This is a genomic window from Terriglobia bacterium, from assembly GCA_020072565.1.
Lineage (GTDB): Bacteria > Acidobacteriota > UBA6911 > UBA6911 > UBA6911 > JAFNAG01.
Genome location: JAIQGI010000018.1, coordinates 84,504 through 102,187, shown reverse-complemented (window position 1 = coordinate 102,187; position 17,684 = coordinate 84,504). Strand labels below are relative to the sequence as shown.

General features: G+C 59.0%; 14 protein-coding genes and 1 pseudogene. 10 read left to right on the top strand and 5 right to left on the bottom strand.

Going from position 1 to position 17,684, the window contains the following annotated elements; translation table 11 throughout:
- The first annotated feature begins 57 nt into the window (after nucleotides 1-57).
- From LAP85_12545 to cydB, 5 genes are all read left to right on the top strand, one after another.
- Nucleotides 58-993: a respiratory nitrate reductase subunit gamma gene (locus tag LAP85_12545; protein ID MBZ5497223.1), complete on the top strand. Its 936-nt coding sequence runs from the start codon at nucleotides 58-60 to the stop codon at nucleotides 991-993.
- Complete coding sequence (locus tag LAP85_12540) at nucleotides 990-2,597, top strand: (Fe-S)-binding protein (protein ID MBZ5497222.1); 1,608 nt, start codon at nucleotides 990-992, stop codon at nucleotides 2,595-2,597. Before LAP85_12545 ends, LAP85_12540 begins: the two co-directional genes overlap by 4 nt.
- 211 nt (nucleotides 2,598-2,808) lie before the next feature.
- Entirely contained in the window at nucleotides 2,809-3,663 is an 855-nt protein-coding gene (locus LAP85_12535; GenBank protein MBZ5497221.1) for a hypothetical protein, read from the top strand.
- A 560-nt stretch (nucleotides 3,664-4,223) separates the two neighbouring features.
- Nucleotides 4,224-5,579: a cytochrome ubiquinol oxidase subunit I gene (locus LAP85_12530; GenBank protein ID MBZ5497220.1), complete on the top strand. Its 1,356-nt coding sequence runs from the start codon at nucleotides 4,224-4,226 to the stop codon at nucleotides 5,577-5,579.
- Nucleotides 5,576-6,598: a cytochrome d ubiquinol oxidase subunit II gene (gene cydB, locus LAP85_12525; protein MBZ5497219.1), complete on the top strand. Its 1,023-nt coding sequence runs from the start codon at nucleotides 5,576-5,578 to the stop codon at nucleotides 6,596-6,598. The genes LAP85_12530 and cydB overlap by 4 nt, the downstream gene beginning before the upstream one ends.
- An 11-nt stretch (nucleotides 6,599-6,609) precedes the next feature.
- Here cydB and LAP85_12520 read toward each other — a convergent pair.
- Nucleotides 6,610-7,752: pseudogene (locus tag LAP85_12520) on the bottom strand (putative sulfate/molybdate transporter).
- 221 nt (nucleotides 7,753-7,973) lie between these two features.
- Between LAP85_12520 and LAP85_12515 the strand changes: the two are divergent.
- The 5 genes from LAP85_12515 to LAP85_12495 all read left to right on the top strand — a co-directional run bounded on the left by LAP85_12515 (nucleotide 7,974) and on the right by LAP85_12495 (nucleotide 13,432).
- The gene (locus tag LAP85_12515) at nucleotides 7,974-8,186 is read left to right on the top strand and encodes a TonB-dependent receptor (GenBank protein ID MBZ5497218.1); all 213 of its coding nucleotides are present in this window, start codon (nucleotides 7,974-7,976) and stop codon (nucleotides 8,184-8,186) included.
- A gap of 377 nt (nucleotides 8,187-8,563) precedes the next feature.
- Entirely contained in the window at nucleotides 8,564-8,944 is a 381-nt protein-coding gene (locus LAP85_12510) for a hypothetical protein (protein MBZ5497217.1), read from the top strand.
- Nucleotides 8,883-11,534 carry a prolyl oligopeptidase family serine peptidase gene (locus tag LAP85_12505; protein ID MBZ5497216.1) on the top strand — a complete coding sequence of 884 codons (2,652 nt, stop codon included), beginning with the start codon at nucleotides 8,883-8,885 and terminating at the stop codon, nucleotides 11,532-11,534. Before LAP85_12510 ends, LAP85_12505 begins: the two co-directional genes overlap by 62 nt.
- Nucleotides 11,535-11,836: 302 nt before the next feature.
- A complete protein-coding gene (locus LAP85_12500; protein MBZ5497215.1) occupies nucleotides 11,837-13,141 on the top strand; it encodes a diguanylate cyclase in 1,305 nt (434 codons plus the stop codon).
- Between the two features lie 36 nt (nucleotides 13,142-13,177).
- Nucleotides 13,178-13,432, top strand: a complete 255-nt coding sequence (locus tag LAP85_12495) for a hypothetical protein (protein ID MBZ5497214.1) — start codon at nucleotides 13,178-13,180, stop codon at nucleotides 13,430-13,432.
- Here the strand turns inward: LAP85_12495 and LAP85_12490 are convergent.
- From LAP85_12490 to LAP85_12475, 4 genes are all read right to left on the bottom strand, one after another.
- On the bottom strand, nucleotides 13,389-15,611 hold the full coding sequence (locus LAP85_12490) for a prolyl oligopeptidase family serine peptidase (GenBank protein ID MBZ5497213.1): 2,223 nt from the start codon (nucleotides 15,609-15,611) through the stop codon (nucleotides 13,389-13,391). The two genes, LAP85_12495 and LAP85_12490, sit on opposite strands and share 44 nt — an antisense overlap.
- A gap of 419 nt (nucleotides 15,612-16,030) precedes the next feature.
- Nucleotides 16,031-16,843, bottom strand: coding sequence for an ABC transporter permease subunit (locus LAP85_12485; protein MBZ5497212.1), 813 nt, complete (start codon nucleotides 16,841-16,843; stop codon nucleotides 16,031-16,033).
- Nucleotides 16,840-17,076, bottom strand: coding sequence for a hypothetical protein (locus tag LAP85_12480; GenBank protein ID MBZ5497211.1), 237 nt, complete (start codon nucleotides 17,074-17,076; stop codon nucleotides 16,840-16,842). Before LAP85_12480 ends, LAP85_12485 begins: the two co-directional genes overlap by 4 nt.
- Nucleotide 17,077: 1 nt before the next feature.
- Nucleotides 17,078-17,671 carry an ABC transporter ATP-binding protein gene (locus LAP85_12475; GenBank protein ID MBZ5497210.1) on the bottom strand — a complete coding sequence of 198 codons (594 nt, stop codon included), beginning with the start codon at nucleotides 17,669-17,671 and terminating at the stop codon, nucleotides 17,078-17,080.
- Nucleotides 17,672-17,684 lie beyond the last annotated feature (13 nt).

Genomic DNA, 17,684 nt, shown 5'->3' with positions numbered 1-17,684 from the left:
CCTTTGCGGTTTTGGAAGCCTTTGTGCTTTGATCTCAGCGTCGCCGGAAGGGTAGTGATGACGGTTCTGTTGTATCTGGTTGTTTACGCCGCTGCTTTGGTGTTTGCGGGCGCCTGCATATTCCGCACTGTCTCTTATGCGCGAACTCCTATCCACCTGCGTTGGGAGCTCTACCCGGTTCCCCACGAGGATCCCGAACGGGTGAAGCACGGCGGCTCGTATTTTGAGACTCTTGACTGGTGGACCCGGCCACGGCAGATCTCGCTCGCCGGCGAACTCAGGTTCATGATTGTCGAGATTTTCTTCCTGAAGGGGCTGTGGGAACACAACCGCAGGATGTGGTACCGCAGCTTCCCGTTCCATTTCGGCCTTTACCTGCTGATCGCGACCCTTACCTTCCTGGCGTTCGGTGGGGCTTTGTCCGTTCTCGCCCCGACGCCGATCGCAGTAGGGGTGAACGGCATCATCCGGCTTCTAATCGGGCTCACGGGAACGGCAGGTTCGGCCCTCGCCACCCTGGGTGCCCTTGGACTGCTGCTGCGCCGCATGACGGACGAAAATCTCAGGATTTACACGACGGTCGGGGACATCTTCAACCTGGTATGCTTTCTGGCCACGCTCGTAGTACTTGCCGCCGGCTATCTCTCGAGGGGATCGTCGTCACCCGACCTGCTGGCAATTTCGAGCGGTCTCCTGACATTCGATGTGAGCCTAGAGATACCCATGCTACTTAGCGCGGGACTTATGCTGTCGGCCTTCCTGGTCGCCTACGTGCCGCTGACGCACATGTCTCACTTCATCGCCAAATTCTTTACTTACCACTCAGTGCGCTGGGACGATCTCCCCAACCGCAGAGGCGGCGAATTGGAACCAAAGATCGCCGAGTCTCTGACCTATCGGCCGACATGGGCGGCTCCACACCTGGGCGCCGATGGACGGAAGACCTGGGCACAGGTGGTTGCCGGCAAGCCGGCGTCAGAGGCAAAAAAATGAGCGGGAAGATCCGGCTGAACGACATGGCGCGCAAAGATGGCCGACCGCTTGCGCACCTGGAAAACGAAGACTTGATGCCACTGCCGGATCCCCTGGGCGACCACGCACTTGACCCTTCCTGGGCACCGCTTTCGGAGCAAGTCCGCAAGAGGAGCGAATGCATCCTCGACGATACCTGTGTGGTGAATGTGCCTCAGCCGAAGTCGAAGCAGGAAGAGGATGAACTGATCAGGAAGTTCGTGTCTGGGCTGGAAAAGCTCTTCACCAAGGAAAACAACTGGACCTTTCTTCAGCCGCTGCTCTTGACGATGGAAAACTGCACCCGCTGTCAAACCTGCTCGGAGGCCTGCCACATCTACGAGGCGAGTGGCAACAACGAACTGTATCGGCCCACGTATCGCTCGGAAGTTTTGCGACGCCTCTATTTCAAATTTGTCAGGAAGGGCGGCCTGCTTTCGGCCTGGCAGCATGGCGATATCGCTCTCAACTGGCCATTGATTGCCAGGCTGATCGAGCTGTCATATCGCTGCAACCTGTGCCGCAGATGTGCGCAGACATGCCCGATCGGCGCTGATAACGGCCTGGTCGCGCACGAGTTGAGGAAACTCTTCAGCCAGGAAATGGGAATCGCCGCGAAAGAGATCCACGACCACGGCTCGATGGTGCAGCTCAAAGTGGGCTCTTCCACGGGCATGAACTCCATTGTGGTCAAGGACAACATCGAGTTCATAGACCAGGAGATGACGGAGAAGACCGGCATCAAGGTGGAAACCCCCTGGGATGTGGAAGGGGCCGAAGTGCTGTTGATCCACAACGCCGGCGAGATCATGGCTTGGCCGGAGAATCCCGGTGCCTTCGCCGTGATACTGAATGCCGCGGGGATCTCCTGGACCCTTTCCTCCGAACTGGCCGGATATGACTCCGTCAACTACGGGCTCTGGTATGACGACGCGCAATTTGCCCGCGTTGCGATCAAGCACGCAGAGGCAGCAAAAAAACTGGGGGTCAAGAAAATCGTGCTGGGCGAATGCGGGCATGCCCACAAGTCGCTCTCCGTCGTCGCCGATCGGCTGCTGACGGGTGATCTCAACATCCCGCGCGAAAGCTCGATGACACTCCTGCGCGACGTCGTGCTGAACGAGCGCATCAAGCTGGATCCCGACCGCAACAATTTCCCCGTGACGCTGCACGACCCATGCAACATGGTGCGTCTCATGGGTGTGGTCGAACCGCAGCGCGAGATTCTGCGCAGGATCTGCCCGCGATTCCGGGAGATGGAGCCGCATGGGGTCGACAATTATTGCTGCGGGGGCGGAAGCGGGTTTGCCGTCATGAGCGGCAACAACTTCGTGGACTGGAGGTTGCACGTATCCGGCCGCAAGAAGCTCGCGCAGATACTGAACGCTTTTGCCGACTGCATGGATCCTTCAATCCCGAAATATCTCTGCGCTCCCTGCAGCAACTGCAAGGGGCAGTTCCGGGATATGCTGGCTTACTATGATCTCTGGGGAAAAAACAGGATTCTCTATGGCGGCCTGGTCGAACTGATCGTTAATGCCATGGTCGGTGTGAATCCTGGTTTCATCGAGTGGGATTGGCATTGATGGCAAAATCCACGTAGTTGGACTCGCAGGACCAGCCGGGAAAGGGTAAACTTCTGGTGATATGTTGAGTGCCTTGCTGGATAGAGCGGCGGCGAGTTGCATAAACCATCGCTGCGAAGAAGCGGTAGTTCTGCTGGAGGAGGCGGTCCGCCTGCAACCGTCAAACTCTGAACTCCACTATCGCCTCGGCATCTGCCACAGCGGGGGCTGCATGCAGAACTCCCTGACCAATCCGGACGTGGCCGTAGAGTATTTGCGCCGTGCTCTGTCTCTCACCGCTTCTTCCAAGGATTCGCTCATCTGTGCCGGCATCCTGGACGCCCTGGGCAACGCGTATGTCTACTCCCGGCAGCTGCCCAAGAAGGCCCGCCTCGAAGCTGCGCTAGAATGTCACCGGACGGCTGCCGAACTCTATCTCAGCCGGAACCAGCTCGACGACTGGGCCCGGGAAGAATACAACCAGGGAAATGCCTGGTGCGAACTACCGGAGGAGGAGTACCCCGACAAGTGGCAGCAGGCCGTCATGCACTACGAGCAGGCGCTGCGTGTGAGGACCCGAGACAAAAATCCCCTGCGCTATGCTGCCACCCTCCAGAACCTTGGCACAGCGTACCGCCAGCTCGACAGCGGGGATAAAACTGCCAACGTGCTGAAGGCTACCGACTGCTATCGCCGCGCCTTGCGAGTCTACAACCTCTCCGCATTCCCGGTGCAGCATGCCGCGCTGCACAATAATTTCGGGAACGCCTATCTTTCTCTCGCCATAGCCAACGAGCGCATCAGGCGCCGCTGTGCCTGCTACGCGCTTGAGCACCTGGACCGTGCCCTCCGGGTGCGCACGCGCGCCGAGTATCCGGTTGATTTCGCGGTGACGCAGTACAATCGCGGCCAGGCATTCTTGCTGCTGGCGGCAGAGGATCCTCAGGATTGTTACGTGAAGGCAGTGGCATGTTTCCAGGAGGCGCACGACTGCTTTCTCCTCTGCGGACATGCGAAATCCGCAAAAGCCGCGCGCCAGCAGGTGCAGCGCGTCCGCCAAATGGCTGCGAACCACCACCACTCCTGATTTTGGATTGCGGATTTTGGATTTCAGATTCAAACGGCATATACGCGAGGAATCCAAAGAACCTAAAGGGACCTTCTTCGACTCTTCGAATCCTGGAGTCTCAAAAGAAATGACTTCCGCCAGACCAGCAAGGTGCCCGTCTTGCGGCTCCGGCCACATCGCCGCAGTCTTGTACGACTTCCCTGCTGCAGACAAGAAGCTGCAGGAGGATTTGCAGAACCGCAGGGCCCTACTCGACAGGCGCGCGCCCACGGGGAACGATCCTCGCTGGGCCTGCCTCACGTGCCGCTTTGAATGGGGACATCCGCGCGGCTTGTCCGGCTCCTCGCCGGGCCAGGACGATCTTGCCTGAACCGCCATCCGGCATCAGACTTTCGGCCTCCTTCACGGCTCAATCCAAAATCCTATTTCAAAAATCCAAAGTGGGAGGCGTTGCCGCTTGCGAATTTGCGCCCGGTGTCGTATAAAGCCCGTCAGTCATAGTACCCACTTTGGCGGGGCCTGGAAGGAGACGCCACTGGCAGACCACGCGCGGCGCAGAGCCCCGAGAGGAGGATCCGATGGACGTCCTGATGCTGGCGCGGCTGCAGTTTGCGCTGACGATAGGATTCCACTATATTTTTCCCCCCTTCTCCATCGGCTTGGGACTGATCCTCGTCGTCATGGAGGGCACCTACCTGGCGACCAGGCGGCAGCTTTATCACGAGATGACGCGCTACTGGGTGAAGATCTTTGGTCTCATGTTTGCCATCGGTGTGGCATCGGGGATCGTGATGGAGTTTCAGTTCGGCACGAACTGGGCGGCGTACTCACGGTTTGTCGGCGACGTTTTCGGCAGCGCCCTAGCGGCCGAGGGCATCTTCGCGTTTTTTCTGGAGTCGGGATTTCTCGCACTCCTGCTCTTCGGTTGGGATCGGGTGAGCCCGAGGATGCACTTTTTCTCCACCTTGATGGTGTCGCTGGGTTCCATTTTCAGTGCGGTCTGGATCATTGTAGCCAACTCCTGGCAGCAGACTCCGGCCGGATTCCATCTTGTCGAAACGACTTCGGGGATAAGGGCGGAGGTTGTCTCCTTTCAGGATGTCATTCTGAATCCCTCCACTCTGGATCGGCTCAGCCATGTCCTGGCAGCTGCTCTCCAGACAGGCGCTTTCCTTGTCATCAGCGTGAGCGCCTTCTACCTGATCAAGAAGCGTCACCTCGAGTTCGCCCGGGCTTCGTTGAGAATCGGTTTGCTGATGGCGCTGGTGGGCTCGCCGCTTCAGCTGATCACGGGTCACTCGAGCGCGGTGGGCGTGGCACGAACGCAGCCCGCTAAACTGGCGGCATTTGAAGGTCACTACGCGGCGAGCGCCCCGGGCGCAATGAATCTGTTCGGCTGGGTTAACCAACGCACCGAGCGGGTTGAGTTTTCGGTTGCCATCCCCGGCATGCTCAGCTGGCTGATCTCGGGAGACTTCCAGAAACCCGTGACCGGCCTCAAGGCCTTCGCACCTGAGGACCGGCCGCCGGTGAACGCTGTGTTTCAGACTTACCATGCCATGGTCACCATCGGCGTGGCACTTATAGTGCTCAGCCTGCTCGGCGGTTTTTGCTGGCTCCGCGGGACCCTGTTCCAAAACCGTGGGCTGCTATGGATCTATGTGTTCGCCGTCGGCCTCCCGCAATTCGCCAACCAGCTTGGATGGTTGTCGGCCGAGGTTGGGCGTCAACCTTGGATCGTCTATGGGCTGCTGCGCACCAGAGATGGCATATCCAGGGTAGTCGGCGCGGGGGAGACGCTTGCGTCCCTGATCCTGTTCTCATTCGTATACCTCCTGCTATTCGCTTTGTTCATCTACCTTCTGGATCACAAGATCAGACAGGGGCCCATCGAGGAGGAAGACGGGTTGCACGGAAAGGCGGTGCTGCAATGACCCTGGACCTCAACACGGTGTGGTTTGTTCTGGTAGGGGTGCTGCTGACCGGCTATGCACTGCTGGACGGGTTTGATCTTGGGGTCGGAGCCCTCCACCTCCTGGCCAAAAAGGACGAGGAGCGCCGGATCATGCTCAATGCCATCGGGCCGGTCTGGGACGGGAACGAGGTATGGCTGGTCACCGGCGGGGGTGCTCTCTTCGCGGCGTTCCCTCATGTCTACGCCACGGTCTTCTCGGGCTTTTATATGGCGCTCATGCTGCTGCTCGTGATGCTTATCTTTCGGGCTGTGGCCATCGAGTTCCGCAGTAAGCAACCCATGGTCTGGTGGCGCAAAACCTGGGACATCAGCTTCAGCGTGACCAGTCTTGCCTCAAGCCTCCTTTTGGGGGTGGCCTTGGGTAACATCGCCTGGGGCGTGCCGCTGCGTCCGGACCACGAGTATGCCGGAACTTTCCTGGGACTGTTGAATCCTTACTCGCTGCTGGTGGGAGTAACCACGGTCGCTCTGTTCATGATGCACGGAGCCATCTATCTGGTGTTGAAAACCGAAGGCACTTTGCATGAGAGGGTCCGCGGCTGGGTCAAAAACGCCATCATCTTCTTCAGTCTCTGCTATACGATCACGACCATGGCGACGCTTCTCTACGTGCCGCACATGGTGGTTGCGATCAAGACCCATCCAGTTTTCTTCGGCATTTCGCTCCTGAACACGCTGGCGATCGCCAACATTCCCCGGGAGATCCACCATGGCCGTGATTTTTATGCATTTCTTTCCTCATGCGCTGCCATGGCAGCGCTGATGACGCTTTTCGGCATCGGCATGTACCCCGATATCGTAACGGCCGCCAACGACCCCGCGAACAGCCTGACGGTCTATAACGCGGCATCTTCTCCGAAAACTCTCGGCATCATGCTGGTAATCGCGATCATCGGAGTGCCTCTGGTTCTCTCGTATACGGCAAGTATATACTGGGTATTCCGAGGTAAGGTCAAACTGGACCGGTTCAGCTATTGAAGGATCTCATATTACTTCTTCTGCGGCCCTCTTTCCGGCATACCGTTATCGTTTTTCCTCCACCCGATCAGCAACGCGAGGATCCAGCCCATGGCAAACCCGGTTGCGGTACTGCCGAGGGCCAGTACCCCCGCAGCAGTCCCGAACATGATCGTCGCGGGCACGCGCTCCCTCTGATCTGTCGCAACGAGGGCCAGCTCCAGCCCACTGATGCTGAGCAGAACTCCCAGGATTGAGGCAGGATAGACGTGAAGCAGCGTAAGCAAAGACCCACCGAAGAACACCGCCAGTAAGAGCTTTACGCTGCCGAGGAATAAAATGCTGGCGCTGCTGCGGGCTCCAAACCGATACTGCCCGGCCAGACCCCCGGCACCGTGACACATGGGCATGGCTCCAAACCAACCGGATACGAGATTCATCAGACCAACACTGACGGCGACACTTCTCGGTCGCGCGGGCCGATTGGGAAACAGGTCGACAGAAAGTGCGCAAACAGCGATCACTGAGTTCAGAGTAGTCAACGGAATCTGAGGCAGAGCGGCGCGAAAAAAGGAGCCGAGGAAGTCATCCCGGGTCAACGGCACCCAGTGAGGAATATGGAAGCCCGGGCGAAGCGACGACACGACTCCCGTGTTGATGACAATGGCCAGGCCCAATCCGGCCACAAACAGAATCAGTGCGGAAGGGACCTTGCTGGACGAAGCAAAAGCGAGCACCAATGCGAAGCCCAGGATTCCAATACTGACACTGTCCAATCCCCAAAGCACATTGGTATCACGCACAAGCTGCACACCCTTTATCAGCAGTTGCAGACCCAGCCCCAACTGAAGCCCCCGAACAACCGGTTTCGGTATGATGCGATCCACGACGGTGATGAGCCCGGTGATACCTAGGATGAGAATAATCAGGCTGGTCCAGATCCCTGCAGCAAGAATCTGCCCCAGAGGGAGGTGTTCAGAAATCGCAACGGCTGCTATGGCCTTCATCGGCTGCACAGCCATCGGGATGGAAAACGTCAAACCTGTGACGATGTTGAATAGACCTGCAAAAAACAGCGCCGATGTGAAATCCAATCCATTAGTAATGCTCATCCCGACCAAGAGGGGGATAAATGTCCCCAGATCACCCAGCGAGCCTGAGATCTCGTGGCGATTCAGTCGGGGGAGCAGGAAGCCAAAGCGCGCCTTCCGCGGCGGCACAGCGCTGGATGTAGAATTCAAGATGACGTTTCCTCACCGCGAAGGTTAACGTAGGCGGGCGAGCGATGGCAAGCGTTTGATGGCTGCGAAGGGACCTTGCCTACTGCCCGGATCTTCTACGAACACTGGTAGTAGTTCGTAAACCCGACTATCATGAGCGCCTCGGGTGATTTCCCCTGTTTCTCAACAAGAGAAACACGACGCTCGCGGGCGGCTATGTAACAGTCGGTGCCAGCTTCGGCTATCGCTTCGGAAAATACGAACTGCGGCTGGACGGCATCAATCTCACCGACAGAAGGCCGCCGGTGTCCGAGAGCGAGCTCGGCGACGCGCAGTACTACTGGCTGCCGGCCAGGCGTCTCGATCTGACCCTGGCCTATCGGTTCTAAGAATGCCCGTGCCGCAAAGTCTCAGCGCCCAGCAACGAGAGCAGTATCACATGCCAGGCGATGCCGGCCTTAGAGGTTTTCCTGAAAATTCTGCTGCCGCAACATCCTTTTGGCGTATGATCCGCAAGATGCCCGGGCTCCGGAGCCGGCACCACAGTTGGAAAAGCTACATGTTCAGGCCTCGGAGCGCTCAGTGCAGCTGACTTTGCTACCTGCCCCCCGTGGAGGGGAGGAATCGTAGCCGGGCCTCGAGGCCCCACCAGGTCTTATTTGCACTTCGAGTCGCAGAAGCACCGCTCCGAATGAACGCCGACGTTGCAATTCTGCCATCGAGGTGAATTTTCGCGATCGAGTCAATCCGTCAGGGAGAGGCGCCAATGAAGAAATTCCAATTTTGCTTGTCCGTTCTTGTGGCCGCGATTTCGCTCACTATCGTTCCGGCAGGGGGATTCCAGGCCGGGCCCCCCGCACAAAACCAGGCTCAGCCGGCGCAACAGGCCGCCGGCGAGAAGAAAGCCCTGACTGTCGCAGACTACGGACGCTGGCGGTCGATCGCCTCAGTCGCCCCCTCTGAGGACGGCCAATGGGCGTGCTCCATCTACCGGCCCCGCGAGGGGGACTCGACTCTCTATGTCAAGCAACTCGATGGCGAAAAGCTGTACACGATTTCGATCGGATCCCAGGGAGCCGGCGGACGTGGCGCCGGCGCCCGGCGGCCCTGCAGCCGGTGGCGGAGGCGGCCCCCAGTTCTCCGATGACTCCCGTTGGATTGCCTATTTCGTGTATCCCCCTGAGCGCACCGGTGCCGCCGGCGCGCGCGGAACTGCTGGACGCGGCGCCGCGCCCGCGACTTCGGGCGGCCGGGGCGGGGCTCAAAGCACAACAGGTGCGGCGCCTGCAGCCGCACCCACGCGCCTGCTGGAACTGCTCAACCTGGCGAGCGGCGAAAAGACGTCCTGGGACAACGTTGCCTCCTTCGCCTTTGCCGAGGGTTCACGGGTCCTGATCATCAAGCGGCCGAAGCTCGATCGCGAAGCCACTCATAACGGCACAGACTTGATCATCCGGCGACTCGACCGCGGGGTGGACGAACTGTTTGGCAGCACCGGAGAATTTGCCGTGAACAAGGGAGGCACGCTGCTGGCCTTTGCCACCGATGCCGCGGACATGACCGGGAACGGCATCTCCGTTTTGTCCCTCGCCACTGGCATGCGCCGGACCCTGGACAGCGGCAAAGCACTCTACGAGCGACTGGTCTGGAACGACGAAGGAACGGCGCTTGCCTTGCTCAAAGGCGCAAAGAAGACTGGTTTTGTCGAGCGAGAAAACAGTCTCCTGGCCTTCAAGGGGATGGACAAGGAGCCCGAAGGTTTCGAATTCAAATCGACCGACGCCGCCGATTTTCCCAAGGACATGGTCATCAGCGAAAAAGCCGCCTTGTCCTGGAGTGAGGATCTGAGCAAGGTCTTCTTCGGCATCAAGGAGCAGGAGAAGGAGCCTGAGAAGAAAAGGGACGACGCGCCGGCGGTCGCCAATGTCGACATCTGGCACTGGAAGGACGACCGCATCCAGGCCGAGCAGATGATCCGCGCCAACACCGACCGGAACTTCACCTTTCGGGCCGTTTCTATCCTCAGCACCAAAAAATTCGTCCGGCTCACGGACGAGAGCATGCGCACGATCCAGCTCACCCAGAACGAGGCCTGGGGTATCGGCCGCGACGATCGCGCCTACATCTCCGACTGGGAGGAGTCCAAGTCCGATTACTATCGCGTCAACACGACAACCGGCGAGCGGACGCCGATGTTCAAGGCGCAGGGCGAGACGCTGGGTTTGTCACCCGACTCCAAACACTTCCTCTACTGGAAGGACGGCCACGTCTGGGATTACGTCATCGAGACCGGCGAAACGAAAAACCTGACGCAGCGCGCCGCGGTCAGCTTTGTCGACAAGGACTATGACCATCCCGGTACCAAACCCTCCTACCGCGTTGCGGGATTCGCAAAAGACGGCCGGGGAGTAGTTCTCAACCACAAATACGACCTTTACCTGCAGCCCTATGACGGTTCGCCCGCAGTGAACCTGACCGGGGGTGTGGGCACCAGGGAAGAGATCCGCTTCCGATACCAGCCCCTTGGAGGCGAAGCAGATCAGGCTGTTACCACCAGGGAGGAAGGCGAGGAGGATCCAGATCTCGACGACCGGCAGGCAGGCGGACCAGGAGGACGCCAGCAGGACCGGACCATCGACCTCTCCAAGCCTGTGCTCCTTACGGCCTTCGGCGAGTGGACAAAGAAAGCGGGTTTCTACGAGCTCAACGGCAAGGATCTGAAAAGACTTATTTACGAAGACAAGGCTTTCGGCGGTGTGACCAAGGCGAAAAAGGCAGACCGACTGCTTTTCACCCAGGGGACGTTCGTCGATTTCCCGAACTATTACGTCACGGACACTAAGTTTTCGAATCCCAGGCAGGTGACGGACGCCAATCCCCAGCAATCGGAATACCAGTGGGGGCACCGCATCCTGTTCGACTTCAAGAACAAGGCAGGCATCCGGATGCAGGGCACGCTGGCCATCCCGGACGACTACAAGCAGGGGCAGAAGCTGCCCATGTTAGTCAATTTTTACGAAAAGAATTCCCAGAACCTCCATGTGTACCAGGCGCCAGCCTACGCCTCGAGTCCGCAGTTCGCAGGATTCGTGAGTCAAGGCTACCTGGTCATGCAGCCTGACATTCATTACAACACGCGCACATCTCACTCGGACATGCTCGAATGCGTCGAGGCGGCGGTTCAGAAGGTCATCGACATGGGTTATGCGGACCCGAAGCGGATCGGCCTCCACGGCCACAGCTACAGCGGCCAGGGCTCCGCTTTCATTTCCACCCAGTCGAAGATGTTTGCCGCGATCGTGGCCGGCGCCGCCGCGACGGACCTGATCAGCGACTTCAACCAGCTCTGGAAGAGCAGCGGCACAAACCAGCATCGATACGACATCTACGGCCAAGGCCGATTCGGCTCGAACCCTTACGACGACCTCCAACTCTTCATCGACCAGTCCGCGGTCTTTCACGCCCGGACGATGAATACGCCGCTCCTGCTCTTGCACGGCACGGATGACGGCTCGGTCGAGTGGTTGCAGGCGGTCGAGTTTTATAATGCCCTGCGCTTTAACAAGAAAAATGTGATTTTGCTGTCGTATCCCGGCGAGGCCCACGGCCTGCGCAATATCGAAAACCAGAAAGACTTCCTGGCCCGTATCCAGCAGTTCTACGACCACTACCTCAAGGACAAGCCTGCGCCCGACTGGATGACCAACAGCGTGCCGTTCTTGAAGAAAGCGAAATAGGAATCCGGGCCGGTGCGTTCCCGCGCGTGATCCTGGTTATCAAGTCTGGCCTGTGACCGCCAGGAAGGTGGGCCTGGATAATCAGTCCGGCCGCACGCTTGCGGATGCAGTGGTTACGGTCCACAGTCGAGGTCCTTGAGCGAAGACCGTTGCAGCAACACGACCGGTTGCTTGTTTTCCGGCCTCTTGCACTTTGCTGTTCAGCATACTTCCTCGAACCAGAAGATCAATGTCCCCTTGTGCTTGCAGCTGACATTAACTCGGGGGGATGCACGGCAGCTGCCTTGTGGTATCCTCGGCGCATGCCCGAACTCAATTACGGCCAGATCGGCCTGCTCGGGGTGCAGGCGACGCTGGTCTCAATCCTGCTGCTGGTCTTGTTTCGCCTGCGAACTCGCTTCCGGCTTTCCCTGCTCTTCATCACGCTGGGTGCCTTTCAACAGATGCAGATGACGCTGGCGCGTTCCTTCTATGTGGAGCTCGCGCCCGGTGTCCTGGTCAGCCCAGGGTCGGTTGTATTGTTCACGTCCGGCCTCTTTGCGGCTCTCCTGATCTACATTCGAGAGGATGCCTCTGAAGCCCGAAAGCTGATCTACGGCTTGGTCATTGCGAACATCTCCATCGAAGTTCTGTCCTTTCTGTTCGGCCGTCAATTCGACGGCCGCGGCATGCAGAACCTCTACCATCTGCCGCGCGAGCTGTTCGTGCACGATCCGCGTATCGCCTTTTCCGGTTCCATCGCTTTGCTCGTAGATGTCATCGTGGTCATCATCGCCTACGAGTGGGTCAGCCGGCACGTTTCCCGCTTTCTGTTTTTGCGGATTTACGTCTCGATGGTGCTCGTTCTTTCAATCGATACCCTGATTTTCACTGCCGGCAGTTTTTGGGGGCAGCCAGTGTTTCTGTCGGTTTTTCTTTCCGGGTGGATGGGCAAGATCCTGATCTCAATTTTCTATGCCGTGGTTCTGTCCCTCTACCTGCGCTTCTTCGAGAAGCCCGAATACGTCGAGCCTCGCGGCGACGTCCGGATCCAGGACATCTTCCAGATGCTCACTTACCGCCAGAAGTACGAATCGCTGCGTGAAAGGGTTGTGCGCGACCCGTTGACGGGGCTCTACAACCGCGGATTTTTCGACGACATGCTGCCCAAGGAACTGGAACGCGCCTCGCGGCTGCGTCGGCCTCTTGCTCTGCTGATGCTGGATGTGGACCATTTCAAAGAGTACAACGACTCGCTGGGGCACCCTGCGGGCGACAAGGTACTGACTCTGATAGGAGCCACATTGAGTGGGAGCCTGCGGTCCAGTGACATGGCATGCCGTTACGGCGGCGAAGAGTTCGCGGCGATTCTCCCTGACGCAGATCCGAGATTTGCGCGCGTCACTGCCGAACGAATTCGGAACAACCTCAGGCAGAAGTGGGGAGAGGCAGAGCCGCGCCTTCCCGGCACCTGCGTGACGATCACCATGGGAGCGTCGTTTTTCCCCGACGAGGCGACCTCGATGCCCTCCCTGGTCATGCTTGCGGACCAGCGGCTCTATCTGGGGAAACGTGGCGGGCGCGATCGCATCGTGCTTCAAGATACTGTTGCGACCGTCGCCGACTAGCCGGGCTTGGGCACGACCAGCTCTTGATGGAGAGAGATCGAGGGGCTCGGTACAGGGGAAACCGCCGAGTGCCTCGGAATCACTCCGGAGAGCGTGAAAGTACGGCTTCATCGGGCCCGTGGACTCATGCGCAGGCGCCTCTACGCCCAATCGGGCGCCGTCATGGGCGAGGCCTTCCAGTTCCATCTGGTCCGTTGCGATCGCAAAGTCGACGCAGTCTTCCGGCGCATTCGTGAAGGCCTCTGCTTTACTTCCTCAGGAAACGATTCAGGAAATCGTCGGCTGCATTGAAAGTCTTCAGCCATCTCTGGAAGACGAGGAAATCGTGCACTTCATCAGGAAAGACGATCAGCTCGTAATGCACATTCTTTGCCCTGAGCAGCTGGACGAGGCCGACGGTCTGTGAGAACTGGACGTTGCGATCGTCATCGCCCTGCACCAGCAGAACCGGAGACGTCCATTTGTCTATGGTTGCAATCGAAGATGCCTTGAAGGCCAGGTTCTCCGGATCCAGGGAATTGCCCCAGAGGTGCACGCCGGCAATGTCGACTCCGGCGGCAAACATGTCGGAGTTCCTGGAAAGGCCCATCGCAGTCATGAGGCCGCCGTAGGACAGCCCGTACAAGCCGATGCGTTGGGCATCGACATCCGGGCGTGATTGCAGATAGCGCCCCGCTGCGACGAGATCCTGATATTCAGCGGACCCTCGTTGGCCGCTGTTCGGCGCCGACCTGAACTCCCGGCCGTAGCCGATCCCGGATCGGTAATTCACGGACATGACCACATACCCCTGGTTCGCGAAGTACTGATTCATCGCATAGGCCATGTGGTAGAAGTACAGGTAGTGATAGCCGAGCAACATCTGACGGCTGGGGCCGCCATGGGTGAAGATGATGGCCGGCCGGCGCTCGCCCGGTTTGATGTCTTTCGGCACGAAAATCTGATTGTGAAATTTCAACCCATCTTCGGCAGTCAGGACTACCTGCTCAGGCACGACCTGCGCATCGTAGGGAAAATCCGCCGGCAGCTTGCGGGAGATAATGTTCGGTTTCCCCCCTTCGGCCGGCACAATTGCAATGCACTTCGGCTGCTTCGCGTCGGCATAAAAACATGCCACTTTGTCCCCGGAGGCCAGCGCAGCCGGATAGTTCTCGATTCCCTCTCCCTTGGTGAGCTGGACAGGAGCGCCGCCGCCTGTCGGAGTTTTCCAGACATGGCGCCGGTCGATGTCACCGACGTTGGTGCCGTAGTAGAGGTAGGCGCCATTGCTGGACACGCCGAGGGTTTCGGCCTCATCTGAGCCGGGCGTTTCCCCCTCGCCAGGCGTGAGATCGACGGGCATCACATTGTCGCCGCCGGAGGTGGGAAGCGAAAAGTAATGCTGCCAGTTGTTGCGCACCAGCTGAAAGATCAGGCTGTTCCCTGCCCATTCGATGCGGTTGTTCGGTGCGAAGGATGGATCCTCCTGCGCAGGATGCCAGATTTCGTGTGCCTCTCCCGACGCCACATCAGCCACGAAGATGGCGAGGGTATGGCCGCCCGGGAGTTCTGCACGCTGGTAGATCGAAGCCCCAGCCCCCCTCTGCCCTCCCTGTGCCGCCCCGCCCCTTCCGGCCTGAGGCGCACCGCCGACTCTGCCGGTACCGACTCCTCTCCCCTGTTGCGCCTGCTGTTGGGCGAGTGTGGTCGTCTGCACAAACGAGGCCCCGGGCCTGCGGAGAAATGCGATCCTTTTGCCGTCGGGCGACCATGTGGGACTGGAGTCCCTGTCGACGGAAGGCGACAGGTAGGCGAGCTGCCGCTTCTCGTGATCATAGATCACGATGAGGCTGTGGTCCGTTCGATTGCTGACAAAAGCGATCTTCTTGCTGTCGGGCGACCACTTGGGGTCGCCGTTTCTCCCCCATGCCTTGATCAGCGGCTCCCCGCTTGATGTTGCGGCAAGCTTGCCGGAAACATTCACCGGAACTTCGAAGATCTGGCCGTCACGGACGAAGAGCACCCACTTGCCGTTGGGAGCAAGGACGGGTCCGTTCGCCTCTGCGAGTCTTGCGGGCTTTCCCTTCCTCGTGCTGACCGACCAGATTTCCTGGTGACCGCCAGCCGCATCGTTCGCTGGATTCGCGATCCAACCGTCACGGTTGGGGCCCTGGCCGCGAACGAAAACGACCACCGAACCATCCTCTGAAATCCTGAGCCCGGTAAGCTCTTTGCCATCGTCCTGCATGAAATCGGTAAGACGGACAGGCTTGAAGCCGGGCCCCACCGCGGTGTAGACATTGCGCAATCCCCGTTCGGCTTCCAACCAGGCGATGCGGTCCGCCTTTTTTGCCGATACCAGCTCGGACGGCCAGGAATAGCTCAGGATCTTTTCGATGGTGAATGATTTTTGCGCAGATAGGAGCGAGACGGAAAGCAGAAGGAAAACAATGACGGCACAACCCGCCGTCAGGATGCGATGATTCTTCATACCATCCTCCAGGAGATTGTTCGAGACCAGCCTGTCAGCAATTTGGCGGTGATCATACTAAGGGCGTTCGCGAAACGCCATCAAAAACGAGTCTCACCGCAACCACGAAAAACAGTTCGCGGCACAGCCGCACCCAAAGATTCCCAACGCAGAGTTCGCTGAGAACGCAGGGACCGCTGAGCGTGTAGTTCGTGACCGCAAGGCCGCTAAACCTGCCGTGCCTTAACCTGAATTATTCATGAAGCAGAACCGCACGCCCGTGAAAAGCAACAAAATTGGTCGCGGATCAACGCCGACCAAAACCGAACGGTCGGCGTTGGTCCGCGTCCAAAACTGCACTTTGGTCACACATTCCTGAATAATCCGGGTTAAGAACGAAAAAAGAACATCGCGATCTTAGCATTCTCAATGGAGCCCTGTCAGAGGTCGCGGCGCTGGAAAAAAAGGTAGGCCAGGAGAAAACCGGTCACAGCGATGGATGCCAGAGTCAAGGTGTCCCCGGTCATATCCGAGGAACCCATGATCAGATTCAATGAGTTGTAGTAATGGAAGGGAGAGTATCGTACCACTGGTTTCAAGGGCTTCCAGATCTGGGCGATCAAGTCGGTCATGTAGCACGCCATCGCCAGCAGGGCCGTGGCGGCAGCCGCCACGCTCCGACGGTGGGCGATCGAGGCCAAGGCCAACGCGATGCTGCCCCAACAGAGCAGCAGCAATCCCAGATTCAATGTAAGTGCGGGAATGACACGAAAGGTTGCCTGCGCCATATCTTCGGGGGCCAGCCAGTAGAGCCCGAGCCGCGTACCTGACATCATCGCGCCCAGCAAGAGGACAATGCATGCGGCCAGCAATGCGATAGTCCGGCTTATCACCCAGTGCCGGGCCAGCGGGTGCGAGAGTATAAGATCGAGGAATCGGGTTTCGGCCTCGCTCACGGGTTCGGTGGCAAGCGCGATCATCAGCCCGATCAGCGTTGCCATGATGGCGACGTGGAAATAGCCCAGACAGGCGATCCCCCGGAACGACATCAGCGTCAGGAGAGACGGCCCCAGTATCTGCCGGAGAAAATCCGGTATCAACGCCGCCAATTGAGGAAAGGTATTGAGTTCCTGCAGCGACCTGGCTGCAAACGCGAGCAGAATCTGGAAGGCCGCCAACAAAGCGGCCATTGCCAGAACCAGCGAGCGCACCCGCCGGACTGAGTGCAGGAGGAGGGCAAGGCAGGCTCTCATGCGCGCTCCTCGCGGTAATATCGCATGAGCACTTCTTCCAGGCGCGCCTCGCTGATATCGACGTCGAGCACGGGCATCCCGGCGAGCAATGCCATGAGCGGCCCCAGCGCGCCTCTCACCCGGAACTGCCATAGACGCGGCTGGACCTCGAGGATCTCGTACTCCGGTGGAAGGCCCTGTGGGCGGGTGGAAACGTCGGAGTTGAAGGTGATGCGCACTTTGCGCTGCGCCATCCTATGCAGGTCCTCGACCGATGCAAGCAGGGCCAGCTCGCCTTTGCGGATCAAGCCGATGCGCCCGCACACGCGCTCCACCTCCGAAAGGACATGCGAGGACATCGGTCGGCTCGTCGAGGATGAGGAGCGGAGGATCGCCCTGAAAGGCCTGGATCAGGCAGAGCTTCCGCTTCATTCCTGTGCTGTACTCGCGCAGCTTGCGGCGCAAATCGACATCCGGCAGATCGAATCTCTCCTGCAACTCCCTGCGATACTCCGGCGAAACCGGCCGTGTCTGCAGGCGGCCGAGCAACTCGAGCACTTCCCTGCCGGTCATGTCACCATAGAAATCCACCTCCCCCGGCAGATAACCGACGAGGGCGCGCACCCGCAGGCCGGCACGCTGGCAGTCGTGACCCAGAACCTTGGCGCTACCTGAGTTCGGTCGCAGCAAATCCAGAAGCATGCGGATGGTGGTGGTTTTGCCGGCACCATTAAGCCCGAGAAATCCGAAGATTTCGCTCTCTGTCACATCGAGCGTGAGATTGCTGACCGCGAGCAGTCGTCCGTACCGCTTGGTGAGCCCTTGCAGGGAAATTGCCGGTATGGACATACGCGTTTCCTCA